This is a genomic window from Peterkaempfera podocarpi (assembly GCF_042466665.1).
GTDB classification, from domain to species: Bacteria; Actinomycetota; Actinomycetes; order Streptomycetales; family Streptomycetaceae; genus Peterkaempfera; species Peterkaempfera podocarpi.
Genome location: NZ_CP162102.1, coordinates 3,616,649 through 3,640,384 on the forward strand (window position 1 = coordinate 3,616,649; position 23,736 = coordinate 3,640,384).

General features: G+C 71.8%; 23 protein-coding genes and 3 pseudogenes. 8 read left to right on the forward strand and 18 right to left on the reverse strand.

Annotated elements, in window-relative coordinates; all coding sequences use genetic code 11:
- Positions 1-30 precede the first annotated feature (30 nt).
- Complete coding sequence (locus AB0761_RS15745) at positions 31-2,070, reverse strand: thioredoxin domain-containing protein (protein ID WP_377269646.1); 2,040 nt, start codon at positions 2,068-2,070, stop codon at positions 31-33.
- 247 nt (positions 2,071-2,317) lie between these two features.
- Here AB0761_RS15745 and AB0761_RS15750 point away from each other — a divergent pair, with 247 nt between their 5' ends.
- Positions 2,318-2,665, forward strand: a complete 348-nt coding sequence (locus AB0761_RS15750; protein ID WP_377274138.1) for a YciI family protein — start codon at positions 2,318-2,320, stop codon at positions 2,663-2,665.
- Positions 2,666-2,731: 66 nt separating this feature from the next.
- The gene (locus AB0761_RS15755) at positions 2,732-4,042 is read left to right on the forward strand and encodes an RNA polymerase sigma factor (protein WP_377269647.1); all 1,311 of its coding nucleotides are present in this window, start codon (positions 2,732-2,734) and stop codon (positions 4,040-4,042) included.
- 42 nt (positions 4,043-4,084) lie between these two features.
- Here AB0761_RS15755 and AB0761_RS15760 read toward each other — a convergent pair whose 3' ends face one another.
- Positions 4,085-4,306: a hypothetical protein gene (locus AB0761_RS15760; RefSeq protein ID WP_377274140.1), complete on the reverse strand. Its 222-nt coding sequence runs from the start codon at positions 4,304-4,306 to the stop codon at positions 4,085-4,087.
- A gap of 72 nt (positions 4,307-4,378) precedes the next feature.
- Positions 4,379-5,258, reverse strand: a pseudogene (gene mca, locus AB0761_RS15765) (mycothiol conjugate amidase Mca).
- A gap of 125 nt (positions 5,259-5,383) precedes the next feature.
- Between mca and AB0761_RS15770 the strand changes: the two are divergent.
- The gene (locus AB0761_RS15770; protein ID WP_377269648.1) at positions 5,384-5,806 is read left to right on the forward strand and encodes a DUF4307 domain-containing protein; all 423 of its coding nucleotides are present in this window, start codon (positions 5,384-5,386) and stop codon (positions 5,804-5,806) included.
- A gap of 241 nt (positions 5,807-6,047) precedes the next feature.
- On the forward strand, positions 6,048-6,545 hold the full coding sequence (gene greA, locus AB0761_RS15775) for a transcription elongation factor GreA (protein ID WP_377269649.1): 498 nt from the start codon (positions 6,048-6,050) through the stop codon (positions 6,543-6,545).
- 101 nt (positions 6,546-6,646) lie between these two features.
- Here the strand turns inward: greA and AB0761_RS15780 are convergent, their stop codons facing one another.
- From AB0761_RS15780 to ilvA, 3 genes and pseudogenes are all read right to left on the reverse strand, one after another.
- The gene (locus AB0761_RS15780; RefSeq protein WP_377269650.1) at positions 6,647-7,501 is read right to left on the reverse strand and encodes an ABC transporter permease; all 855 of its coding nucleotides are present in this window, start codon (positions 7,499-7,501) and stop codon (positions 6,647-6,649) included.
- 1 nt (position 7,502) lies between these two features.
- Positions 7,503-8,514: pseudogene (locus tag AB0761_RS15785) on the reverse strand (ATP-binding cassette domain-containing protein).
- A 283-nt stretch (positions 8,515-8,797) separates the two neighbouring features.
- The gene (gene ilvA / locus AB0761_RS15790) at positions 8,798-10,015 is read right to left on the reverse strand and encodes a threonine ammonia-lyase (RefSeq protein ID WP_377269651.1); all 1,218 of its coding nucleotides are present in this window, start codon (positions 10,013-10,015) and stop codon (positions 8,798-8,800) included.
- Positions 10,016-10,201: 186 nt separating this feature from the next.
- Here ilvA and AB0761_RS15795 point away from each other — a divergent pair, with 186 nt between their 5' ends.
- On the forward strand, positions 10,202-10,699 hold the full coding sequence (locus AB0761_RS15795) for a MarR family winged helix-turn-helix transcriptional regulator (RefSeq protein WP_377269652.1): 498 nt from the start codon (positions 10,202-10,204) through the stop codon (positions 10,697-10,699).
- A gap of 32 nt (positions 10,700-10,731) precedes the next feature.
- Here the strand turns inward: AB0761_RS15795 and AB0761_RS15800 are convergent, their stop codons facing one another.
- From AB0761_RS15800 to AB0761_RS15810, 3 genes are all read right to left on the reverse strand, one after another.
- Complete coding sequence (locus AB0761_RS15800) at positions 10,732-11,889, reverse strand: cystathionine gamma-synthase (protein ID WP_377269653.1); 1,158 nt, start codon at positions 11,887-11,889, stop codon at positions 10,732-10,734.
- 151 nt (positions 11,890-12,040) lie between these two features.
- Entirely contained in the window at positions 12,041-12,553 is a 513-nt protein-coding gene (gene msrA / locus AB0761_RS15805; RefSeq protein ID WP_377269654.1) for a peptide-methionine (S)-S-oxide reductase MsrA, read from the reverse strand.
- A gap of 239 nt (positions 12,554-12,792) precedes the next feature.
- Entirely contained in the window at positions 12,793-13,401 is a 609-nt protein-coding gene (locus AB0761_RS15810) for a DUF4232 domain-containing protein (RefSeq protein ID WP_377269655.1), read from the reverse strand.
- Between the two features lie 402 nt (positions 13,402-13,803).
- Here AB0761_RS15810 and AB0761_RS15815 point away from each other — a divergent pair, with 402 nt between their 5' ends.
- Positions 13,804-14,253 carry a GNAT family N-acetyltransferase gene (locus AB0761_RS15815; RefSeq protein ID WP_377269656.1) on the forward strand — a complete coding sequence of 150 codons (450 nt, stop codon included), beginning with the start codon at positions 13,804-13,806 and terminating at the stop codon, positions 14,251-14,253.
- A gap of 103 nt (positions 14,254-14,356) precedes the next feature.
- Here AB0761_RS15815 and AB0761_RS15820 read toward each other — a convergent pair whose 3' ends face one another.
- From AB0761_RS15820 to AB0761_RS15830, 3 genes and pseudogenes are all read right to left on the reverse strand, one after another.
- Entirely contained in the window at positions 14,357-16,519 is a 2,163-nt protein-coding gene (locus tag AB0761_RS15820) for a carbohydrate-binding protein (RefSeq protein WP_377269657.1), read from the reverse strand.
- Positions 16,503-16,811 (reverse strand): annotated as a pseudogene (locus tag AB0761_RS15825) (glycosyl hydrolase); the annotation flags it as partial. The pseudogene AB0761_RS15825 and the gene AB0761_RS15820, both read right to left, overlap by 17 nt.
- A 161-nt stretch (positions 16,812-16,972) precedes the next feature.
- Positions 16,973-17,773, reverse strand: coding sequence for a ThuA domain-containing protein (locus tag AB0761_RS15830; protein WP_377269658.1), 801 nt, complete (start codon positions 17,771-17,773; stop codon positions 16,973-16,975).
- Positions 17,774-18,305: 532 nt separating this feature from the next.
- Between AB0761_RS15830 and AB0761_RS15835 the strand changes: the two genes are divergently transcribed.
- Positions 18,306-18,782 (forward strand): GNAT family N-acetyltransferase, encoded by a 477-nt coding sequence (locus tag AB0761_RS15835; RefSeq protein ID WP_377269659.1) that lies wholly within the window; start codon positions 18,306-18,308, stop codon positions 18,780-18,782.
- 22 nt (positions 18,783-18,804) lie between these two features.
- Here the strand turns inward: AB0761_RS15835 and AB0761_RS15840 are convergent, their stop codons facing one another.
- The 6 genes from AB0761_RS15840 to AB0761_RS15865 all read right to left on the reverse strand — a co-directional run bounded on the left by AB0761_RS15840 (position 18,805) and on the right by AB0761_RS15865 (position 22,790).
- Positions 18,805-19,179, reverse strand: a complete 375-nt coding sequence (locus AB0761_RS15840) for a VOC family protein (RefSeq protein WP_377269660.1) — start codon at positions 19,177-19,179, stop codon at positions 18,805-18,807.
- A gap of 58 nt (positions 19,180-19,237) precedes the next feature.
- Entirely contained in the window at positions 19,238-19,582 is a 345-nt protein-coding gene (locus AB0761_RS15845; protein ID WP_377269661.1) for a DUF1330 domain-containing protein, read from the reverse strand.
- Positions 19,583-19,832: 250 nt separating this feature from the next.
- Positions 19,833-20,360 (reverse strand): DinB family protein, encoded by a 528-nt coding sequence (locus AB0761_RS15850; RefSeq protein WP_377269662.1) that lies wholly within the window; start codon positions 20,358-20,360, stop codon positions 19,833-19,835.
- 85 nt (positions 20,361-20,445) lie between these two features.
- Complete coding sequence (locus tag AB0761_RS15855) at positions 20,446-21,045, reverse strand: GNAT family N-acetyltransferase (RefSeq protein WP_377269663.1); 600 nt, start codon at positions 21,043-21,045, stop codon at positions 20,446-20,448.
- 55 nt (positions 21,046-21,100) lie between these two features.
- Positions 21,101-22,375, reverse strand: a complete 1,275-nt coding sequence (locus tag AB0761_RS15860) for an Ig-like domain-containing protein (RefSeq protein WP_377269664.1) — start codon at positions 22,373-22,375, stop codon at positions 21,101-21,103.
- A gap of 58 nt (positions 22,376-22,433) precedes the next feature.
- Entirely contained in the window at positions 22,434-22,790 is a 357-nt protein-coding gene (locus tag AB0761_RS15865) for a hypothetical protein (RefSeq protein WP_377269665.1), read from the reverse strand.
- 172 nt (positions 22,791-22,962) lie between these two features.
- On the opposite strand from AB0761_RS15865, the gene AB0761_RS15870 reads away from it, so the two are divergent.
- Positions 22,963-23,328, forward strand: coding sequence for an LAETG motif-containing sortase-dependent surface protein (locus AB0761_RS15870; protein ID WP_377269666.1), 366 nt, complete (start codon positions 22,963-22,965; stop codon positions 23,326-23,328).
- Positions 23,329-23,736: the final 408 nt, after the last annotated feature.

A 23,736-nucleotide genomic window follows, 5' to 3' on the forward strand; every position in this document is an offset into this window, starting at 1 on the left:
GCGCCACCGAGTTTCGGCACCGCCCGGCGGTCACTGCACGTGGTCACCGAGGGCGGCGGCAAGCCGGGCGGGGTCGTCGGTGGGGGCCTCGCAGGTGAAGCGCCGGCAGACATAGGCCGCGGGACGGCCGTCCAGCAGCGGCCGGTCGGCCAGCAGCGGAACCTCGGCGGCACCGGGCTCACCCACCGCGACCACCGCGCCGGGAGCCGTGGTCAGCAGCGCGGTACGGTGCAGCACCGCGGTGCCCGGGTCGTCGGCCGGGCCCACCACGGCGATCTCCCGCGGGCCGTCGGCATACGCCTCGGCGGCGGCCAGCCCCCAGCCGATGAAGCGGGGCGCACGCCCGGCCAGCGCCCCGACCACGCCCAACGCCCGCTCCGCGGCGGTGCGGTGACGCTCGGAACCGGTGTAGGCGGCATAGCCCAGCAGCGCTGCCGAGGCGGCGGTCCAGCCGGAGGGGGCTGCGTTGTCCGTGGGGTCCTGCGGGCGGCGGATCAGCTTCTCGGCGTCGTCCGCGGTGTCGTAGAGGGCTCCGCTCTCCGGGTCGATGAAGTGCAGCAGCACGGTGTCCAGCAGACCGCCCGCCAGGTCCAGCCACTCGGCGTCGCCGGTGACCGCGTAGAGGGCCAGGAAGCCCTCGGCGACATCGGCGTAGTCCTCCAGCACCCCCGCGTTGGGGCCGGGACGGCCGTCCCGCGAGGTGCGCAGCAGCCGCCCCTCGGGGGTGAGGTGGACGGCCAGCAGCAGATCGGCGGCGGCCGTCGCCGCGGCCACCAGCTCGGGCTGCTCCAGCAGGGCGCCGGCCTCCGCCAGGGCGGCGATGGCCAGGCCGTTCCAGGCGGCCACCACCTTGTCGTCGCGGGCCGGCCGGGGGCGGCGCGCGCGGGCGGCCAGCAGGCGGGCGCGGACGGACTCGTACCAGCGCAGGTCGTGGGGGTCCTCGGGGAGCCGGAGGACGGAGCGGGAGTGCTCGAAGGTGCCCTCCCGGGTGACCAGGAAGAGCTCGGCGGCCCGGTGGCCGTCCTCCTCGCCGAGTTCGGCGACCAGTTCCTCGGGCGTCCAGGAGTAGTAGGCGCCCTCGGCGGGCTCTCCGGTGACGGGATCGGCGCTGTCGGCGTCCAGCGCGGAGGCGAATCCGCCCTCGTCGGTACGCAGCTCCGCCAGCAGGAATCCCGCCGTGTCCAGGGCCACCCGGTGGGCCTGCTGGGAGCCGGTGGCCCGCCACAGATGCAGATAGGCCCGGAGCAGCAAGGCGTTGTCGTAGAGCATCTTCTCGAAGTGCGGCACCGTCCACTCGGCGTCCACCGAGTAGCGCGAGAAGCCGCCCGCAAGCTGGTCGTGGATGCCGCCGCGGGCCATGGCGTCACAGGTGCGCTCGGCCATCTGCAGGGCGGCGTCGGAACCGGTGCGCGCATGGTGGCGGAGCAGGAACTCCAGCACCATGGACGGCGGGAACTTCGGCGCACCGCCAAAACCGCCGCGCTTCTCGTCGAAGTCCCGCGACAGGCTCAGCAGGGCCTGGTGCAGGTCGTCCTCGGTGGGAGCGGCAGGACGGCTCGCGCCCACGACCGAGGCGCGCTCCGCCAGATCCGCGGCGATCCGTCCGGCGACCTGGTCGACCTCGTCGCGCCGGTCGCGCCAGGCGGCGGCGACCCCCTCCAGCACCTGCCGGAACGACGGCATGCCGTGGCGGGGCTCCGGCGGGAAGTAGGTGCCGAAGTAGAACGGCTCGCCGTCCGGGGTGAGGAAGACCGTCATCGGCCAGCCGCCCTGGCCGGTGGCCGCCTGCACCGCCTCCATGTAGACGGCGTCGACGTCCGGGCGCTCCTCACGGTCGACCTTGACGGCCACGAAGTGCTCGGCCAGCCAAGCGGCGACCGCCTCGTCCTCAAAGGACTCGTGGGCCATCACATGACACCAGTGGCAGGCCGCATAGCCGACGCTCAGCAGCACGGGCACCCCGCGGCGCCGCGCCTCCTCGAAGGCCTCCGGCGACCAGGGCCACCAGTCGACCGGGTTGTCGGCGTGCTGAAGCAGGTAGGGCGAGGTTGCGCTACCGAGTCGGTTCACCCGGCCAGCTTCTCATGCAGCGGCCGGGGAGACCGGTCGATCATCCCCCCTCCGAAGCGGCGAAAAGTTTTTCCACCCCGGGTGTCGATCCGGCCGCCGCCCGATCGACGCGTAGGCAGGGGGCGGGGAGAAGCCCCCGGCGGAACCCGCGGCGAGCCCGCGGGCGACGGCGGTGCAGAAGCCCCGTGACGACCCCCCTCAGAAATCCTGTGAAGAACCCCGTGGGAAGGACCACACCGTGCGTTTCATGATGCTGCTCAAGCTGGACCCGGCCAAGGCACCGCACAACGGCCCCAGCCCGGAGCTGATGGACGAGATGGGCAAGCTGATCGAGGAGATGACCAGGGCGGGCGTGCTGCTGGACACCGCCGGCCTGCGCCCGTTGGACGAGGGCACCCGCATCCAGCTCTCCGGCGGCAAGCTGACCGTGGTCGACGGCCCGTTCGCCGAGGCCAAGGAGGTCATCGGCGGCTACGCCCTGATCCAGGCCAAGTCCAGGGAGGAGGCGGTCGAGTGGGCCTCGCGCTTCCTGGCCATCCACGGTGACGAGTGGGAGATGGAGTCGGAGATCCGCCAGGTGGAGGAGCCCGCGTAACCGGCCGCTGCGGCTGCGGGGCGCCGGCCTGGCGCCGGCGTCCCGCAGCTGCTGAGATGTGTGGTCGTGAGCACCAGCGACAAACGGACCCGGCGCACCGTCGAGGCGGTCTGGCGGATCGAGTCCCCGCGGCTGGTCGCCGGGCTCACCCGGATCGTCCACGACCTGGGCACCGCCGAGGAGCTGGCTCAGGACGCCCTGGTCGCAGCCCTGGAGCAGTGGCCGGAGTCGGGCGTCCCACGGAACCCGGGCGCCTGGCTGATGACCACCGCCAAGCACCGGGCCATCGATCTGCTGCGCCGCAACGAGCGCTATGCCCGCAAGCTCCGGCTGCTCGGCCATGAGCTGGAGACCGAGCAGCGGCAGCTGGGCGCCGAGCCGCCGGAGGGTGCCGGGCTCGACGAGGACATCGAGGACGACCTGCTGCGTCTGGTCTTCACCGCCTGCCATCCCGTGCTGTCCCGGGAGGCACGGGTGGCCCTCACCCTGCGGCTGCTCGGCGGTCTGACCACCGAGGAGATCGCCAGGGCGTTCCTGGTCGCCGAGTCCACGGTCGCGCAGCGCATCGTCCGCGCCAAACGCACCCTCGCCCGGGAGCGGGTGCCGTTCGAGGTGCCGCAGGGACCGGAGCTCGCCGAGCGGCTGGCCTCCGTGCTGGAGGTCGTCTACCTGGTCTTCAACGAGGGCTACTCGGCGACCGCGGGCGACGACTGGCTGCGCCCGGCGCTCTGCGAGGACGCGCTGCGGCTGGGACGGGTGCTGGCCGGGCTGATGCCCGAGGAGCCCGAGGTGCACGGGCTGATCGCACTGCTGGAGATCCAGGCGTCCCGCTCCGCCGCCCGGGTCGACCGCTCGGGTGCACCCGTCCTGCTGCCCGACCAGGACCGCTCACGCTGGGACCAGTTGCTGGTCCGCCGCGGCTTCGCCGCCCTGGCCCGTGCGCAGGAGCTCGGCCGCTCCCGCGACGACCCGCCGGGCGGTTATGCGCTGCAGGCCGCCATCGCGGCCTGCCATGCCCGGGCGCTCACCGCCGAGGAGACCGACTGGGCGCGGATCGCCGAGCTGTACGGCGCGCTGGCGGCACGCACGGCGTCACCGGTGGTGGAGCTGAACCGGGCAGTCGCCGTGGGAATGGCCCAGGGTCCGGCAGCCGGGCTCGCCGTCGTGGACGCGCTGGCGGCCACCGGCACACTCCAGGACTATCACCTGCTGCCGAGTGTGCGCGGCGATCTGCTCGCCAGGCTCTGCCGCCATGCCGAGGCCCGCGAGGAGTTCGAGCGCGCCGCCGCGCTCACCCGCAACGGCGCCGAACGGGCCCTGCTGCTGGGGCGCGCCGCCCGCTGCGCGGCGGCGGCAGCGGATCCGTCGGGGCGCTGAGTCCACGGCCCGGCGCTGTGTGCGGGGACGGACGCCCGCCGCTCAGGCGGTGCGGGAGTCCTCGGGCCGGCGGTCCGCGGCGGCCCGGGAGGCGTCCTGCTCCGGCTCCTCCACGAAGTCCACCTTCTTGAACTGCTTGTTCATGCTCTTCAGCAGGAACCAGGTGGCGGCAGCGAGGACGGCGAAGACGATGAAGCCCAGCAGGCCCGGGGTCACCTTGTCGGGGTTGACCGCCAGGGTGACGAGGGCGGCGGGGTCGCTCATGGGGGTGCTCACCTCTCCATAGTGGCCCGGTCGCGCTGCGACCGGGCCACCGGGGTGGGAAATTCACACGGTTCAGACCGAGACGTCGGCCGTGATGCCCGCGAACAGGTCGTCCTCCGGCAGGGAGGTGTCGACCAGGGAGCGGGCCAGTTCGTAGTCCTCGGTGGGCCAGACCTCGCGCTGGACATCCAGCGGCACCCGGAACCACGGGCCGTCCGGGTCGATCTGGGTGGCGTGGGCGATCAGCGCGCGGTCGCGGACCTCGAAGAAGTCGCCGCAGCTCACCCGGGTGGTGATCTCCCGCTCCTCGCGGCCGCTCTTCTCCCAGCCCTCGATCCACTCGCCGTACGGGGAGTCGTGCCCGTGCTCGGTGAGGTAGGCGTGCAGCGCCCGGATCCGGCCCATCGGGAACCCGTGGTTGTAGTAGACCTTCAGCGGCTGCCAGGGCTCCCCGGTGCCGGGGTAGGCATCCGGGTCGCCGGCCGCCTCGAAGGCCGCCATGGTGATCTTGTGGGTCATGATGTGATCGGGGTGCGGATAGCCGCCGTTCTCGTCGTAGGTGGTGATCACATGCGGACGGAACTCGCGGATCAGCCGCACCAGCGGCTCGGCGGCCTTCTCCACCTCCTGGAGGGCGAAGCAGCCCCCGGGCAGCGGCGGCAGGGGGTCGCCCTCCGGGAGACCCGAGTCGACAAAGCCGAGCCAGGCCTGCCGCACACCCAGAATCTCGCGCGCCGCGTCCATCTCCTTGCGGCGCACCTCGTGAATGTTCTCCTCCACCCAGGGATCACCCTGGAGCTTGGGGTTGAGGATGGACCCGCGCTCTCCCCGTACAGGTGGCCACCAGCACATCCACCCCACGGTCGACATACATGGCCATGCTGGCGGCGCCCTTGCTGGACTCGTCGTCCGGGTGGGCGTGTACCGCCATCAGTCGCAACTGCTCAGTCAACGCCTGTTTCCTTCCGCATCCATCCCGTGCCGCCCCGCCGCGTCCGGCCGGGGTCAACCACTCCTATAGTGACGGACTGGAGGGCCGGTACATTCCTCGGCCGTCCCGGGGAAGGAATGATTCGGATGAGCACCACAGCACCCGGCCTGCCCGAGGGCCGGTACGGCGGGGTCGGCCGCTTCGGCGGCGACGACCGCAAGGCGGACCGGCGGCTGCGGGTGGCCGGCGCGGTCTGCGGAGTGCTCTTCCTGGGCCTGATCGCCTGGCTGGGCGCCTCGTACCTGCTGCGGGAGACCAAGCTGCACGGGGAGGTGCCGACCTTCCAGGTGGTCTCCGACACGGCGGTCAAGGCCCATCTGTCGGTGCAGAAGCGGAGCGGTGTGAGCGGGGTGTGCACCCTGCGCAGCGAGTCCCCGGACCACACCGTGGTCGGTCAGCTCGATGTTGCCGTCCCCGCCGCAGGCAGTACCTTCGATAAGGACGTGACCATCCGCACCACCGCGGCCGGCACCACCGCCGAGTTGCTGGGCTGCGTGGCCCACGGGTAGTGGGAGTGCAGGGGGCGCACGACATTCCGCGAGCGCGGAGCGTTCCGATTGTCACACCTGTCGGGCATATTCGACGGTGGGATCGGGCATGCGCACCGCAGCCGACGGGTAGCAGTGCGCAGTCAGCCACTCCCCTCACCCCCGAGGAATTGTTACGCTCGTGGTTTCGCCCCTTCCGAGCCGGCCGGCACGGGAGCGGGCGTTGCTTTGTAGTACAGCCGAGTACCGACGAGGAGCACCTGTGACCCAGACCAGCGAAAACGTCACCTGGCTCACCCAGGCGGCGTATGACCAGCTCAAGACCGAGCTGGACTATCTGTCGGGTCCCGCACGCGTGGAGATCGCCAAGAAGATCGAGGCAGCCCGTGAAGAGGGTGACCTGCGCGAGAACGGCGGGTACCACGCGGCCAAGGAGGAGCAGGGCAAGCAGGAGCTGCGCATCCGCCAGCTCACCCAGCTCCTCGAGAAGGCCAAGGTCGGCGAGGCTCCGTCGGACTCCGGCGTGGTCGCTCCCGGCATGGTCGTCACCGTGGCCTTCGACGGCGATCCCGATGACACCATGAGGTTCCTGCTCGGTTCGCGCGAGGTGGCCGGGGACGACCTGGACATCTACTCCCCGCAGTCGCCTCTCGGCACCGCCATCAACGGCAAGAAGGTCGGCGAGGACGCCACGTACGAGCTGCCCAACGGCAAGAAGGCCGCCGTGAAGGTCATGGAGGCCAAGCCCTACACCGGCTGAGCCGTCCCCACGGGACACACACGGCGAGGGCGGCCGCACCGATCGGTGCGGCCGCCCTCGTCTTGGTACTGCCGGTCGGCGTCCCCCTCCCGGCGGACGGCTCAGCCGTTGGCGTTGCGGTACTTGCGCACCGCGAGCCAGGAGAAGAGCACCAGGATCAGCAGCGACCAGGCCAGCGACGCCTCCACCGGGTGCTGCATCGGCCAGACGTGGCTGGGGTCCACACCCGGGTTGCCGAAGAGCTTGCGGCATGCCTGCACGGTGGCGCTGAACGGGTTCCAGTACGCGATCGCCTGCAGCCATCCCGGCATGGTGCCCACCGGGACAAAGGCGTTGGACAGGAAGGTCAGCGGGAAGAGCCAGATCAGCCCGGCCGAGGTGGCCGCCTCGGGGCTGCGCACCGAGAGGCCGATCAGCGCACCGATCCAGGAGAAGGCGTAACCCAGCAGGAGCAGCAGGAAGAACGCCCCCAGCGCCTTGAACACGCCCTCATGGATCCGCCAGCCCACCAACAGCGCCACCGCGGCCAGCACCAGCACGGTGAAGGCGGTCTGCACCACATCGGCGAGGGTGCGGCCGACCAGCACCGCGGACCGCGCCATGGGCAGGGAGCGGAACCGGTCCACCAGGCCCTTGGTCATGTCCTCCGCGATGCCGGCCGAGGCCCCGGCCACCGCGAAGGTGACCGTCTGGGCGAAGATGCCGGCCATCAGGAACTCCCGGTAGGCGCTCTCGCCCGCGGAGCCCGGGACCTTGATCGCCCCGCCCATCACATAGGAGAAGAGCAGCACGAACATCACGGGCTGCATCAGGCCGAAGACCACGATCTCCGGGATCCGGGTCATCCGGCGCAGATTGCGCTTGGCCACGACCCAGGAGTCGCGCAGCACCTGCACCGCGCCGCCGCGCGGCTGCGGGATCGCGTGCCCGATCGCCGTCGGGGTGATCGCCGCCATGTCATGCGTCCTTTCCGGTGGTGACGGTGCGGTCGTCGGCCGCCTCTGCGCCCTCCGCCGCCTCCGCCTCCGCCTCTTCGGCCCCATGGCCGGTGAGGGAGAGGAAGACGTCGTCGAGGGTGGGGCGGCGCAGGCCGATGTCGTCGATGAGGATGTCCCGGCCGTCCAGCTCGCGGATCACGTCCGCCAGCACACGGGCGCCGCCGCTGACCGGGACGGTGATCCTGCGGGTGTGCTTCTCGATGGTGGGCTCACCCTTGGCGTACGGGGTCAGCGCCTCCACGGCGGTGCCGATGAGGTCGCGGTCGTGCACCACGATCTCCACCCGCTCGCCGCCGATCTGCGCCTTGAGCTCGTCCGCGGAACCGCGGGCGATCCCGGCCGTGGTCGACCACGGCGATGTCGTGCGCCAGCCGGTCGGCCTCCTCCAGGTACTGGGTGGTGAGCAGCAGGGTGGTGCCCTGCTCGACCAGGGTCTCGATGACCTCCCACAGCGCCATCCGGTTGCGCGGGTCGAGACCGGTGGTGGGCTCGTCCAGGAACATCACCGGAGGGCGGACCACCAGGGCGGCGGCGAGGTCGAGCCGTCGGCGCATACCGCCGGAGTAGGTCTTGGCCGGGCGGTCGGCGGCCTCGGAGAGGTTGAACCACTCCAGCAGCTCCAGGGCCCGCACCTTGGCGTCCCGGGACTTCATCTGGTAGAGCTCGCCGACCATCTGCAGGTTCTCGCGGCCGGTGAGGTACTCGTCCACGGCCGCGTACTGGCCGGACAGCCCGATCAGGCTGCGGACCTTGTTGGGGTGCTTGAGCACGTCCACCCCCGCGACGACGGCACGGCCGGCGTCCGGGCGCAGCAGGGTGGTGAGTACCCGTACCGTGGTGGTCTTGCCCGCCCCGTTGGGGCCGAGGAGGCCGAGCACCGTGCCCTCGGGTACCTCCAGGTCGACCCCGTCGAGGGCTCGTACGTCGCCGAAGGTCTTCACCAGTCCTTCGGCTGTGATGGCTGCCGCCATGTGGCTCTCTCTTCTCCGTGTGGTCCCCCGGGCGCGCGCAATCCGCGCATGGCCCACGCCGGGGCGGGCAAAGGCGATGCATCGCGACAATGGCAGACGCGATGTATCGCGTCAAGGCCGAATGCCCCCATGACCCGGCCCATGCGTCGTCCAGTCGACGATGCACCCGCCAAGCATGACGGGTGCCACTGACAACGGCCCCCGATTTACGTCCGGACCAGGCACCGCACGGCCGCCGCACGCCCGCGCGGCATCTGCCCCGCGCCCGGGCCGCCCCGTCGGCTCAGCTCTGCCGCAGCACGGTGTAGCCCGCCTCCCGCAGCTCGGACACCACCGCGGCGCAGTGGTCCGGCCCCTTGGTCTCCAGATGCAGGTCGACCTCCGCCTCCGCCACCCCCAGCTCGGGCGCGGTGCGCACATGCGCCACATCCAGCACATTGGCGTCCGCCCGGAAGAACACCCCCAGCAGTGCCGCCAGGGCACCGGGCCGGTCGCTCAGCAGCAGCCGCAGGGACAGATAGCGCCCGGCCGCCGCCATGCCGTGCCTGAGCACCCGCTGCAGCAGCAGCGGATCCACATTGCCGCCGGAGAGCACCGCCACCACCGGGCCCTCGGCCACCCCCGGATCCTGCAGCAGCGCGGCGATCGGGCTCGCGCCGGCCGGCTCCACCACCAGCTTCATCCGCTCCAGGCAGAGCAGCAGGGCCCGGGACAGCGACTCCTCGCTCACCGTGCAGACCCCGTCCGCAAGCGCATTGATCACAGCGAACGGCACGTCGCCGGGCCGCCCGACCATGATCCCGTCGGCCATGGTGGAGAACGACTCCAGCCCCACCGGACGCCCGGCCGCCAGCGACGGCGGATAGGCGGCGGCACCAGCCGCCTGCACCCCCACCACCCGGACATCCGGACGCAGCGGCTTCACCGCGGCGGCGATCCCGGCGAGCAGCCCGCCGCCGCCCACCCCGGCCACAATGGTGCGCACCTCGGGGCACTGCTCCAGGATCTCCAGGCCCACCGTGCCCTGGCCGGTCACCACATCGGGGTGGTCGAAGGGATGGATGACGACCGCTCCGGTGGTCTCCGCGAAGTCCCGCGCCGCCCCCAGCGCCTCGTCCACATTCATCCCGTGCAGCCGTACCTCGGCCCCGTACTCCCGGGTCGCCGCCACCTTGGGCAGCGGCGCGGCGAGCGGCATGAAGACGGTGGAACGCACCCCCAGCAGCGAGGCCGCCAGCGCCACCCCTTGGGCGTGGTTGCCCGCACTGGCCGCCACCACCCCGGCGGCCCGCTCCACCGGGGAGAGCCCCGCGATCCGCACATACGCCCCGCGCAGCTTGAACGAACCGGTGCGCTGCAGGTTCTCGCACTTGAGATGGACCGGCGAGCCGACCAGCGAGGAGAGGTGGCGGCTTCCCTCCATCGGGGTCACCCTGGCGACCCCGGAGAGCATCTTGTGGGCACCGCGCACGTCGTCGACGGTGATCGGCCAGCTCTGCATGATCCCAGCGTAGGGTGCGGCCCCCGGCCCGCCCCGCGACCACCGCGCGGCACGGCGGGGCGAAAGTCCGCGTCGTCCGAGGCGTTACATGCGAGTGCCGGACACGCGTACCCTCAAAGTCGCCCGGCCCGCAGAGGTCCGGCACACCAGGTACCGACTGCACACCGCTGAACACCGCGAGCCGCCATGACCACGGACCACAACCTCCACGACCGCCTGCAGTACCAGGTGGCGATCTTCGCCCGCCGGGTCGAGCAGGTACGCATCGGCGGCGTCGGCTCCCAGCGCAACTCCATGGACCGCGCCGCGTTCCTGCTGCTCAACCGGCTGGGCTGGCAGGGCCCGACCGGCGTCAAGGCGCTCGCCGACGCCCTTGGCATCGACTCCTCCACCGTCACCCGGCAGGTGGCGCCGCTGGTCGACGGCGGCCTGGTCGAGCGGGTGCAGAACCCGGACGACAAGCGCGCCGTCTTCCTGGACCTCTCACCGCTCGGCCGGGAGCGTCTGGAGGAGGTGCGCAGCAGCCGCCAGGAGCTGGTCCGCCTGCTGGTCGCCGACTGGCCGCAGGAGGACCAGGAGGCGTTCTGCGAGCTGCTGGCCCGTTTCAACCTCTCCATGGAGTCCTTCGCCACCGGCGGCCGCAGCGGCACGGCGGACGAGCAGGAGGCGGTCCCCAGCCGCTGACCGGCTGCCGGGAGCCGCCCCCTGATGATCCGTCAGCCGAGCGCCTGGGTCAGGTCGGCGAGCAGGTCGTCCACCGACTCGATGCCCACCGACAGCCGCACCAGATCGGCCGGCACCTCCAGCGCCGAACCGGCGGCGGAGGCGTGCGTCATCCGCCCCGGGTGCTCGATCAGCGACTCCACACCGCCCAGCGACTCGCCCAGGGTGAACAGCTGCGCCCGGTTGCACACATCCACGGCCGCCTGCTCGCCGCCGGCGACCCGGAACGACACCATGCCGCCGAATGCCTTCATCTGCTTGGCCGCCACCTCGTGCCCCGGGTGCTCCGGCAGCCCCGGGTAGAGCACCTGCACCACCTTGGGGTGGCCGGTGAGCAGCTCGGCGACCCGGGTCGCGTTGTCGCAGTGCCGGTCCATCCGCACCCCGAGGGTCTTGATGCCGCGCAGCACCAGCCAGGAGTCGAACGGTCCGGCCACACCGCCCATGGCGTTCTGGTGGTACGCCAGCTCCTCCCCCAGGCCGGCGTCCGCCGACACCAGGGCACCGCCGACCACATCCGAGTGACCGCCCATGTACTTGGTGGTGGAGTGCACCACCACATCCGCGCCCAGCGCCAGCGGCTGCTGCAGATACGGGCTGGCGAAGGTGTTGTCGACCACCAGCAGCGCCCCCGCGTCCCGGGAGATCTGCGCCAGCGCGGCGATTTCGGCGATCCCCAGCAGGGGGTTGCTCGGCGTCTCCACCCAGACCACCTTGGTGGTGGTACGGATGCCCGCCCGCACCGACTCCGGCTCGTGCATGTTGGCCACCGACCACTCCACGCCCCAGCGCTGGAGCACCTTGGAGAACAGCCGGAAGGTGCCGCCGTAGGCGTCGTTGGGGATCAGGATGTGGTCGCCGGGCTTGAGCACCGTACGCAGCAGGCAGTCCTCTGCGGCCAGGCCTGAGGCGAAGGCCAGCCCCCGGCGGCCGCCCTCCAGTGCGGCGAGGTTCTCCTCCAGCGCGGTGCGCGTCGGGTTGGCGGAACGGCTGTACTCATAGCCGCCGCGCAGACCGCCGACGCCGTCCTGCTTGTAGGTGGAGACCTGGTAGATGGGCGGGACCACCGCCCCTGTCTGAGGGTCGGCCTCCTGGCCCGCGTGGATGGCAAGGGTCTCGAAGGCGTACTGCTGCCCGTACTGGTCGCTCATGGTGTCCGAGCGTAGCCCTCCGGCGCTCCGCCACGCCGGGACGCACGCCGCCCCCGTGGGCCGCAGCGCAAAACTCCGGCCCGACCCGGCGGGCGCCCGGCCGGGGACCGCTCCCCGGCCGGGTCCGGCCGCCGTCGGCGGCCTGCTGCGGTCAGCCCTCCGCGCGGGTGGGCAGCCGCCACCCCGGGCGCGGGAAGTGGCAGGTGTAGCCGTCCGGGTAGCGCTCCAGGTAATCCTGGTGCTCGGGCTCGGCCTCCCAGAACGGGCCGACCGGCTCGACCTCGGTGACGACCTTTCCGGGCCACAGTCCGGAGGCGTCCACATCCGCGATGGTGTCCTCGGCGATCCGCTTCTGCTCGTCGTCCACGTAGTAGATGGCCGAGCGGTAGCTGAGGCCGATGTCGTTGCCCTGGCGGTTCCTGGTGCTCGGGTCGTGGATCTGGAAGAAGAACTCCAGGAGCGAGCGGAAGTCGGTCAGCTCCGGGTCGAAGAGGATCTCGATGGCCTCCGCGTGGGTACCGTGGTTGCGGTACGTCGCATCGGGCACGTCACCGCCGGTGTACCCGACCCGGGTGCCCGTCACCCCCGGGAGCCGGCGGATCAGGTCCTGCATCCCCCAGAAGCACCCGCCCGCCAGCACGGCCCTCTGTGTCTGCGCTGCCATTGCCGCCCCTCCAACTGTCACCTCGGTCATACGGACTGCACGGCTCGCACACCGCCGGCGCCCCTGTCGCCTCCTTCAACGCGTGAGGGTTCCGGGCGATTCCGGCCCTGAGGTGCGCAAAGGCCGGAGAGGGGCGCGCCACCGCGGGAGGTGCCGTCGGGCCGGGTGCTCTCAGAGCCCGCGTGCCGTCAGAGCCCCCGTGCTCTCAGGGCCCGCGTGCCGTCAGGGCCCGCGTGCTGTCAGGGCCGGGTGGCCAGGAAGGCGGTCGTACGCACCGTGTCGTCGCACTCCGCGAAGTTGCCCCCGCCCTCCATGCCCAGTTGGAGCTTGCCGCCCCCGACGCCCAGCACGAGCGACGGCGCCGCCAGGGGGGTGGCGCCGGAGGGGCAGTAGCCGTCCGCCTCGCCCAGGACCTGCCGGAAGGTGAGCCGCACCCAGGCCCGCCCGCCGACGGCGAGCTGCACCGGGTGTGCGACGCCCTCGGTGGTGACCTTCAGCGGCCGGTTGCGCTCGGGCGATCCCTGGCCGGCCAGGGCCACGGTGGGGAAGCCCTTCAGCACACACGGCTGGGGCCCGTCATTGACCAGGGGCACCCGTACCGCCCAGGTCCCCTTGGGTGTACTGGACGGCAACTGCTGGGCCGCGGAGGCGACGAGCTGGGTGTAGCCGCAGTCGGCGGTCGCGGCGCCCTGGGCCACCGGCGTGGGCGAGGCCTGTCCCCGCGCCACCGTCCGCGGGGAGTCCCCGCCCGTCGGCGTGGCCGTGCCGCCGCAGCCCGCCAGCAGTCCGCCCGCCGTCGAGAGCAGCAGCGCGAGCACGGCGGCCCGGCCCGTCCCTGAACACCTCATGGCCCGTCCTCCGGGATCACCTCGTACCGCTCCCGCGGCACGGCACCGACTGCCCGCGGCGGGACGGCGCAGGTATCGGCAGCCGCACCGGTCCCGTCCCGCCGCGCCCCGCGACGGGGACGTCACCCACCACAGTGCCGCAGGACGGGTGCGGCCGCCTGTCCGCTGGGCCGTACGCAGGAGGCGCAGAAGGTCACGGGAGAGCAGTTCGAGGGTGTGCGGTCCCGGTGCCGGCGCACTGCTCCCGGGCCGCGCCGTGGATCGCTTCGAGCGCGGGCAGCGCACCCCTCCACAGGTTCGACCATTATGTATTAGTGCAGAACCTGCTTGACGCTAGTTCAATGGCCCCACTAGCTTCTCCCCCATGCTGATGAGGACCCCGAGCTCCACCGAGGTGCGGGCATGACCGTCACCGTCTCCCCGGCCCGGCCCGAGGACCGCGCACGATGGAGTGAACTGTTCGTCGGATACGCCGAGTTCTACGAGGTCGGGCTCACCCCCGCCGACCTCGACCGGGCCTGGTCGTGGATCCACGACCCCGCGCGTACGACCTGCTGCCTGCTCGCCCGCGCCCAGGACGGCACCCCGGTCGGCCTGGCCCACTACCGCGCCGAGGACTCCCCGATGCACGGCACCCGGGGCTTCCTCGACGACCTCTTCGTCGACCCGGCGCACCGCGGCGGCGGCGCGGTCGACGCCCTCCTCGGCGAGCTTCGGCGGATCGCCGCCGAGCAGGGGTGGCCGTCGGTCCGCTGGCGCACGGCGGAGAACAACTACCGCGCCCGGGCGGCCTACGACCGCCACGCCGTCCGCACGGCCTTTCTCACCTACGCCATGGATACGGTCCGCTGAACGGGCCGCCACCCCGGACCGGCGGCAGCACCTCGCCCCGCCGGTCCGGGGTGCCGGACCGGCGGGGCGAGGGTGCGGGCGGTGTCGGCCCGGGGTGGCCGGGTCAGCCCAGGGTGAAGGCGTCCAGGGTGAAGAGGTCGCCGCTGCCGCCGGTGAAGACGAAGTACAGCGAGTGCGTCCCACCCGGGTCGGTCACCGCAGCGCTGGTCGTCGCATAGGCGCCGGCCGTGTCACCGACCGCGGCGGACCCCAGCAGCGGGCCGTCCGGTGCGTCGGCGTGGACCTCGATGGTGCCTCCGGGACCGCCGGCCGCGGTCGCGGCACTGAAGTCGATCCTGGTCACACCCTGCAGGTTGTACGGGTCGAACTCGATCCAGTCCCCGTTGCCGATCCCGCTGACCGTCTGCGCCCCCTGGGCACTGGAGTCCGCGGTGGTCTGCACACCCGACTGGTCGCGGTAGAACTCCGCCTGACGGGCATCGGGCTGCAGCACGATCTGGGTGCTGCCGGTGAGGTCCGGCACGCCCGACGTCGCGGAGGTGTCGGTGTAGCTCGCCGTGAAGATGCCGTAGAAGTCGTCGGTGGCCGTGTGACCCGCCGCGGTCATGGTGAAGCTGCCGCTGCAGCCGGTCGCCTGGGCCAGGTTGTGGGAGTGCTCGTCATGGCCGAGGGAGTAGCCGACCTGGACCTTGGAGCAGTCCACCGGGGTGCCGTCCGGGTCGGTGACCGCGACCTGCCAGTCGACCACGTCGCCGTCCTTGAAGACCTTTCCGTTGACCGGCGAGGTGAAGTGCAGCTCCGGTGCGGTGTTGCCGACCGTCACCAGCGCGGCGGCGCTGCCCGACTTGCCGCTGGGGTCGGTCACGGTGAGCCTGGCGTGGTACTGGCCGTTGTCCGGGTAGGCGTAGGTCGGGTCGGCGCTGGTGGAGTCCACCGTGCCGTCGGCGTTGAAGTCCCAGGCGTAGCTGAGCTGGTCGCCCTCGGGGTCGGTGGAGTCCGAACCCTTGAAGTGGACCGTCAGCGGCGCCTTGCCCGAGGTCGCGTCCGCGGTGATCTGCGCGGTCGGGGCCTTGTCGCCCGGGGCGTACTCGATCTTGTAGAGCGCGGCGTCCAGCGAACCGCCGAACCAGGCGCTGCCGTAGTCCAGCACATACAGCGAACCGTCCGGGCCGAACTGGGCGTCGATGGGCTCCACCAGGTGGGCCCAGTCATGGCCGCTGGTCAGTGTGTCGATGGCCTGGACGGCGCCCTTGCCGTCGGAGGTCACCGGCTTGATCCAGGCCTGGCTGAAGTCGTAGGCGAAGAACTTGCCGTCATAGCTCTTGGGGAACTTGACCGACGAGTCCAGCCCGGCGTTGTAGTGGTACACCGGCCCGCCCATGGGGGCTCCCTGCCCGCCCAGCTGCGGGAACTCGGGGTTGCCCGCGTAGTGGTTCCAGATCCAGGCCGGCTGCGCGGGCGGCAGGTCCACCAGGCCGGTGTTGTTGGGCGAGTTGTTCACGGGGTGGGCGCAGTCGAAGAGGTCGCCCGAGGTGCCGGTGGCGAAGTCGTACTGGCGGTAGGGGGTGTTGTCGCCGATGCAGTACGGCCAGCCGAAGTTGCCAGCCTTGGTGATGCGGTTGTACTCGACGGTGTTCTCCGGGCCTCGCTGCGGGTCCGCGGCTCCGGCGTCCGGCCCGTAGTCGGCCAGGTAGACCACGCCGGTCTTCTGGTCGATGCTGAACCGGAACGGGTTGCGGAACCCCATCGCATAGATCTCGGGGCGGGTCTTGGCGGTGCCGGGGCGGAACAGGTTGCCCTTGGGGACGGTGTAGCTGCCGTCCGGCTTCACCTTGATCCGCAGCAGCTTGCCCCGCAGGTCGTTGGTGTTTGCGGCGGCGCGCTGCTCGTCATAGGCGGGGTTGCGGCCGGGCCGGGAGTCGATGGGGCTGTAGCCGTCGGAGGAGAAGGGGTTGGTGTCGCCACCGGTGGACAGCAGCAGATTGCCCGCCGAGTCGAAGTGGATGTCGCCTGCGACATGGCAGCACTGGCCGCGGTCGGTGGCCACCTGCATGATCTTCTGTTCGCTGCCCAGGTCGAAGGTGCCGCCGGAGAAGGTGAACCGGGAGAGCTGGTCGTAGCCTGTAGGGGGCGAAGTCCGCGGCGGTGCCGTCGTCCGGGGCGTTGCTGGTGGGGGTGGACAGCGGGGGTGCGTAGTAGGCGTACACCCAGTGGTTGTGGGCGAAGTCCGGGTCGAGGGCGATGGTCTGCAGGCCGTCCTCGTCATGGCTGTAGACCGGCAGCTTGGCCACCACGTCGGTGAGCCCGTCGGCGGTGGTGTAGTAGACGGTGCCGTCGCGGGAGTCGTGCAGCACACTGCCGTCGGGCAGGACGGCGAAGGACATCGCCTCGCCGACCTGGTCCGGCCCCTTGGCCAGGGTCACCTGCTGGAAGTCGGCCGTCGCGGCGGCAGTGGCGGTCGGCGCGGACACGGTCTGCGCGGACACGGTCTGCGCGGACACGGTCTGGGCCTCGGTCCGCGCCTGCGCGGATGCCGGGCCTGCTATCGCCACGGCCATGCCGAGCACGGTGCCCAGCGTGGCGGTGAACAGGCGCTTGAGTGGTATTCGCACGTGCAGTCAACCTCTCTCAGGGGGTGGGTTCCTGTGTGTCGGGCTGTCGTGTCGTGCTGTGCCGGGCGGGCCCTGCCGGGTCCGTGCGGGGCCGAGGCGGCGGGAGGTCAGCCGGCTGCCCGGTGGTTGGGGCCGCAGGGGAAGGCCGCGGTGCCGGCGGCCATCCTGATGCCGCCCAGCAGCTGGCCCAGGAAGAGCGGGTCGCTGTAGCTCTCGATGGTGTGGCCCATGCCCGTGTACCAGGCCCGACCGCCGTCGTAACGCTGGCACCAGGTGATCGGGTGGTCCCCCATCACGTCCGCGCCGTCGTCGTAGGTGGACTCGTCCAGCGTGGCGAGCACCCGCACCCCGGCGTCCCGCGGGTTGGTGCGGTAGTTGTACCACTCGTCGAAGCGGGTCCACTTGTCCGGCAGTCCGCGGGTGGAGACGGTCCGCGGACCTGCGATGTCCACCGTGGCGTTCTGCTGCGCCGGGTGGTTCTTGAAGTAGGCGCCGACCAGGCCGCCGTACCAGGCCCACTCATAGCCGGAGTCCGCTGCGGCATGGACTCCGACATAGCCGCCGCCGTGCTCGATGTAGCGCTGGAACGCGGCCTTCTCCTCGGGCTGGTCCACCGGGTCCCCGGTCGAGGAGAGGAAGACGACGGCGCGGTACTTCGCCAGGCCGGCGTCGGTGAAGACGGTGGCGTCCTCGGTCGCGTCGACGGCGAAGTGGTGCTCCTGGCCCAGCTTCTGGATCGCCGCCACACCTGCGGGGATCGAGTCGTGCCGGAAGCCGGTCGTTCTGGAGAAGACCAGCACCCGGAAGGAGCCGTCAGCGGCCGTGCCGGTCTGCGCATGGGCTGCCGCTCCCAGCGGCAGCACTGTGGCCAGTGCCATCGCCGCTGCGGCGATACGTGTACGAAGCATGAGGGACCTCCATCGCGGTGCACGGGTGGGATGCAAGAGCCGGAGACTCGCTCGGGCGGCGTTCGGCAGACGGCGGCGCGGATCGCAGACGACGGGGAGCCGGCCCGCGGGCAGCGGCAGGCAGGGGACGCCATGGGTCCGGCGGCCCGTCAGGGGGTGATGAAGTGTCATGAGCGTGCCCCTGGGCCGGGAAGCCTGTCAAGGGACTATCGGCGATCCCATCTGAATAAACCTACGTTTTGCCGAATCTTTTGTTCTCTCAGATAAAAGATGAAGGCGTCCGATCCGAACCCCTGGACAGGCCACCGTCCGGCTCCTACCGTTGCGCCGGACAGCACCCGGGCGCGGTCCAGGACCCGCCTGCGGGAACCTGCGGCAGCCGTCGACAACTCCCGCCCGGGGAAGCACCGGTGGGCGACCGCCGCGGCTTGGCCCCGCTGCGCCCGCGTCGCGGCCGGCAGGGTCGGCGCGGCGGCGGACGCACCCTCCGATCCGGTGGCCCTCGGGCGCGGACGGGCGCTAGATTCCGGCCGTGACCGATGACGGAACGGTGGCGATCCGCCGCGCACGGACGGCCGACGCGGCAGCGGTCGCCTCGGTGCACATCCCGGCATCCCGCGCCGCGGCGATGCCCTATCTGCCCCCGCAGCGGCGGACCCATGAGCAGGTGGCCGACTGGGTGCGGAAGGTCCACCTCCAGGAGACCCTCACCTGGGTCGCGGAGTACCGGGGGGAGGTGGTCGGCTACGCCTCACTCGCGGAGGGCCTGCTCCACCATCTCTATCTGCGGCCGGACATGCGTCGCCGGGGCATCGGCACCCTGCTCCTCGACGAGGCCCGGCGGCACAGCCCCGCCGGGCTGTCGCTGCATGTCTTCCAGCAGAACACCGACGCCCGCGCCTTCTACGAGCACCATGGCTTCACCGTCGCCAGGACGGGCGACGGCAGCGGCAACATGGAGAACCTGCCGGACCTGACCATGCGTTGGGAGCCAGGGAGCGCGGTCTGACCCGCCCTCCCCGGCTCCGCGGTCAGTCGGTGCGCTCGGCCGCGGAGCGCTCCACGCAGAACTCATTGCCCTCGGGGTCGGCGAGCACGGCCCAGCCGGTGCCGTCGGCGCGGCGGTGGTCGGCGACCAGGACGGCGCCCAGCGACAGCAGCCGCTCGACCTCCTCGTCCCGGGTGCGGTCCTGGGGCTGGAGATCCAGGTGCACCCGGTTCTTCACGGTCTTGTGCTCCGGGACGGTGATGAAGAGCAGTCCCACCCCGGGTGCCCGCACCAGCGCCTCGGGATCCCCGGGCTTGTCGTCCTCCGCGAGGGAGGTGTCGAGCACCTCGGCCCAGAAGGATCCGAGGGTGTATGCGTCGGCACAGTCGATGGTCACATGTCGCACAGCGGAAGCCATGGTCCGGACCCTGGCCGACGGACCCGCCCCCCGTCAATCACTTTCCACCGGACGGGGTTCACCCCGAGGCGCCGCGGAACTCCGCGGCCTTGCCCGCGGCCGTGTGCCCGGGGCCCACTCCCTCGACGAGGATGGTGTCGCCCTTGATGTGGTCGGTGCGCAGCCGGAGGATGGCGCGGTAGGCCGGCGAGTCGTACCAGGCACGGGCGGCCGCCAGGTCGGGGAACTCGATCACCACGGTGGCACCGGGCCAGCTGCCCTCCAGCACCTGTGTGGCACCGCCGTGGACGACAAAGCGGCCGGCGTGCGGGGCGAGGGTGGCGTCGATGCGGTCCAGGTACTCCAGCACCTCGGGGTGTCCGGGCTTGGGGTCGTGCAGGTGGGCGATGGCATAGGCGGTCATGGTGCCTCCTCGGTCGCGGATCGGTGCCGCGGATCGGTGCCGCGGGCCGACCGGCGGGGGCCGGCGGCCTGCGATGCGGTGGCCGGTGCGATGGTCCGATCGTTCCGGAGCCGGCCCGGGGAGTCGATGACGTCCGGGGTCATGCAGCGTTCAGCCTGCGCTGCGCCGATGCGACCCCGATGCGGCGCCGCCCTCGCCCTCGTCCGCGGCGGCCCGGCCCGGAGGCCGGGCCGCGGGAACGCACACGGCTTCAGGCCGCCGCGGTCACGTCCCACAGGTGGTGGACGGGATCGTGGATGAAGTAGCGCGCGATGCTCCCCACGGTGAAGTGGGCGCCGTCGCTGCGGGTTCCGGTGCGCTGCCACTGCTCACCCTCGACCCGGTCGAAGGCGGCGGCCAGGGTCTCGGCTGCCTCGGCGAGGTCGGCGGCGACCCGGGCGGGGTCCTGCTCGGAGTAGCGCTCGGCCACCGCGGTCTCGTCCTGGTCCCAGTTGGGGAAGAGCGGGCCGTCCTGGGTGAGCATCAGATCGAGCCGTACGGCGAAGATCCTGAAGACATCCCGGACATGGCAGGCGTACTCCAGCGGCGACCAGATGCCGGGGCTCGGGCGGCGACGCAGCTCGACAGGGTCGGCGGCCAGCACACCGGCCCAGGCGGCGGCGTTGTCGCGGAGCAGTCCGGAGACCGCCGTGCCGGTGACGGAGGGGGTGTCGAGGCCGCAGTCGGCGCAGGGGCGCTGCAGCACCCAGGTCCAGTCCTTGGTGTCCGGTGTGATCATGGATCAAGGATGGACCGGACCGGGCGCCCCACCCAGTGGCAGCAGTGACAGCCTGCGTCGAAATCCTGCCATCCCGGGCCGCTGCTCAGGGCAGCAGACCGGCCCTGATCCGCTCCTTGAGCGGCGGCCACTCGGGGGCGAGCAGCGAGTAGACCACGGTGTCCCGCCAGCTGCCGTCCAGCCTGCGGACATGGCGGCGCAGCGGGCCCTCGCGGCGGCCGCCGATGCGGGTCATCACGGTCTGGGCGGTGTAGTCCTGGTGGTCGACCTGCCACTGGACCCGTCCGAAGCGGAGCACCTCGAAGGCGTGGTAGAGCAGCAGCAGATGGGCTTCGACCGCGACGGCGGTGTTGCGGTACGGGCGGGCCACCCAGTCCCAGCCGATGTCCAGACGCTCGTCGGGGACCGAGATGTCGAGGTAGGCGATCCAGCCGACCGGCCGGAAGACGCCCCGGGGGATCACGGCGAAGAGCACGGCCTCGCCGGCCGCCTGCTGGGCGAGGCGCTGCTCGACCAGGCGGCCCATCTCCGCCTCCGAGCGGGGGGTGAGGGCGGGCAGCCACCGCCACACCTCGTCGTCGTTGCCACCGGCCAGCTGGAGGTCGGGCACATGGGCCGGGACGAGCGGCTCCAGCCGGATGTGCCGTCCGTCCAGGACTACGGGGGCAGGCGGTTGCGAGGACATGCGGGCACGGTAGCCCGAGATCCCGCTTTGGGGGAGGTATTCGAGAGAGCCCAGGTCAGAGGGCGCTGCCGGCCTTCCACTGGGCCCAGGTCAGGTTCCAGCCGTTGAGGCCGTTGGAGGGGCTGACCGGGCGGTCGCCGGAGTTCACCACCTCGACCACGTCGCCGACCATCGAGGAACCGTAGAACTCGGCGGCGGGGGTGGCGGGATCCGCGGCGCCCTCGGTGTCGAGCAGGCCGATGCAGCCGTGGCTGACGTTGTCCTGGCCGAAGACCGGGGGCGGGGTCCAGTAGTTGCCGTGGATGAAGGTGCCCGAGGCGGTGAGCCGCTGGGCGTGCGGGACGTCGGCGATGTCGTACTCGCCGCCCAGACCGACGGTGCGGGAGTTCATCCGGGTCTGCAGGAACTGCTCGGAGATCACCATCCGGCCGGACCAGGTGGTGTGCTCGGGACCACCGCCGGTGATCGCGTAGATGGCGGTGGGCAGACCGTCACGGCTCACCGCCATCTGCCTGGTGGCCAGGTCCACCACGCTGACCTGGCTGCGGCCGATGGTGAAGTGGACATCCTTGGACTGGACCCCGTAGACGCCCTTGGCCCCGGCGACGTCCTTGAGCCGCAGCCGCAGGGTGATCCGGGTGCCGGGGGCCCAGTAGTGCTCGGGACGGAAGTCCAGCCTGGTGGCGTCGAACCAGTGGCCGACGACCTCCACCGGCGGGTCGGTGTGCACGGTGATGGCCCGTTGGACGGCCTTGCGGTGGGTGATGCCGGTGGTGAAGTTGATCGACACCGGCATGCCGACGCCGGAGGTGGAGCCGTCCTCCGGGGTGAAGAAGCCGACGAAGGTGTGGTCCGGGGCCTTGGTGGTGAAGGCGGTGTTGGAGTCCGCGGGCAGCTTCCGGCCGTCCACGGCGCCCACCGCGACGGAGTAGCGGGTGGACAGGCCGAGGGTGCCGGTGGACGTCCACCTGGTGGAGTCGGCCGAGAAGGCTCCTGCCAGCTGCTTGCCGTCGTCGTCCCTGACCTTGACGGAGGTGAGCCGGCCGTGGGCGGCGGTGACCGTGACGCCCTTGTCGAAGTCGGCGTTACGGGTGCCGTCGGGCGGGTCGACGGTGATTCTGACGGCGGAGACCCTGCCGCCGTCCGGCAGGTCGGGGTGGCCGGGACCGTCCGAGTCGCCGGTGCAGGCCGCGGCGAGTGCGGCGGGTGCCGCCGCGAGTCCGGCCAGCACTCGCCGTCTGGGCCATTCGGGCCGGGTGGTGGGGCGCTGCCTGCCGGGTGCCGTCACGATGCCGTCTCCCTCGCTGCGCTCCACCTTTCCGGGGCGCACCGTCACAACATATGACGAATCAGACCCTCCCGCCCCCAGAGGCGGGAGGGTCCCGGGCTCACTCCTCGGTGGCGCCGTCGCCGCTGCCGGCGTCGGTGTCGTAGAGCTCCCAGTCCTCGTTCTCGGGGTCGAACTCGGTGTGCGCGGACTCCCAGGTGGCCTGGGCCAGCTCCACGCCCGGGACGTCCCCGAGCAGCTGCAGCGGGTCGATGAAGTGGGCGAGCGAGCCGGACGGGTCGAGCTCGATGGCCTCCACGGCCTGCGCCCGCTCGTCGTCGTCCATGTAGTCGTCGTGCTTCACCTGCTCCAGGGCCGCAGCCTTGAGGGCGGTCTCGTCGGTGATCTCCGCGACGAGTTCGATGTGCAGACGGACGTAGCGGGGCTCGCCCTCGCCGGTGATGTCGGTGCTGGTCATGCCAGTGAGCGTAGGGCAGCGGAGGCCGCATCGCGGTACCGGCACTGGCCTGCGGCGCTACCCAACGGCGGCGGGGCTCACTACCATCGGGCGCACAACCCGGCCGTTGACACCCATTCGCGGGATCCGGCCCGGGAGCGACACGACGCCGGCGACGGCAAGAGGAGGCCCGGTGGGTACGCGGAAGGCGGACCAGCGCAGCCCGCTGGCAATAACGGCCGCGTCGGCGGGCGGCGCGGTGGCACTGGCGCTGATCCTGGGGCCGGTCGCCTCGGCGGCCTCCTCCGACGCCTCGTCCGAGGTCGTGGCGGCCCGGCAGGACAAGGCCTCCATCGCCCGGCAGGCGGCGGTCGAGCGGTCGGCAGCGGTGCGTACGGCCGCCCACGATGCCGGTGTGGAGGCTGCGGCCGGTCTCAAGCTGGCCGAGACCGGAAGCGTCAACACCACGCCCTATCTGCTGGGCGGCACGGTCTTCCTGGTCCTCGGCAGCGGGATGCTGGTGGCCCTGCGCCGCCGGCAGGCCCAGTATTCGGACTGACTGACATGCGGACCGACTGACCCGCGGGCGGCCCCGTACGACCGGTCCCGTGCCCTGACGGCGCGGGACACGGCCGGCGCGGTGCGGGCCCCGTGGACACGGACACATGCGGAAGGGCCGGCCCTGGATACCAGGACCGGCCCTTCCGTCTCCGTTCCGCTCCCCCACCCGGGAGCACGGAGTCGCGCGCCTTGCGGCGCACTGTGCCGCAGGAGCCGCCGCACCCTGATGGTCGGTCGAGACCGCCAGGGGCGGGACGACGGCGGCCCCTGCGGGCGGGACGCGGTGGGCCGGGTCAGGGCCGACCAGCGCGTCCTCTGGTGGCTGCGGTTCAGGGGAGCCGCTCCCGTCATCCGCTGCCACCACGCTCGGCGTCTTGCCGTGACCACTACGATGCCGGTCGCTTGT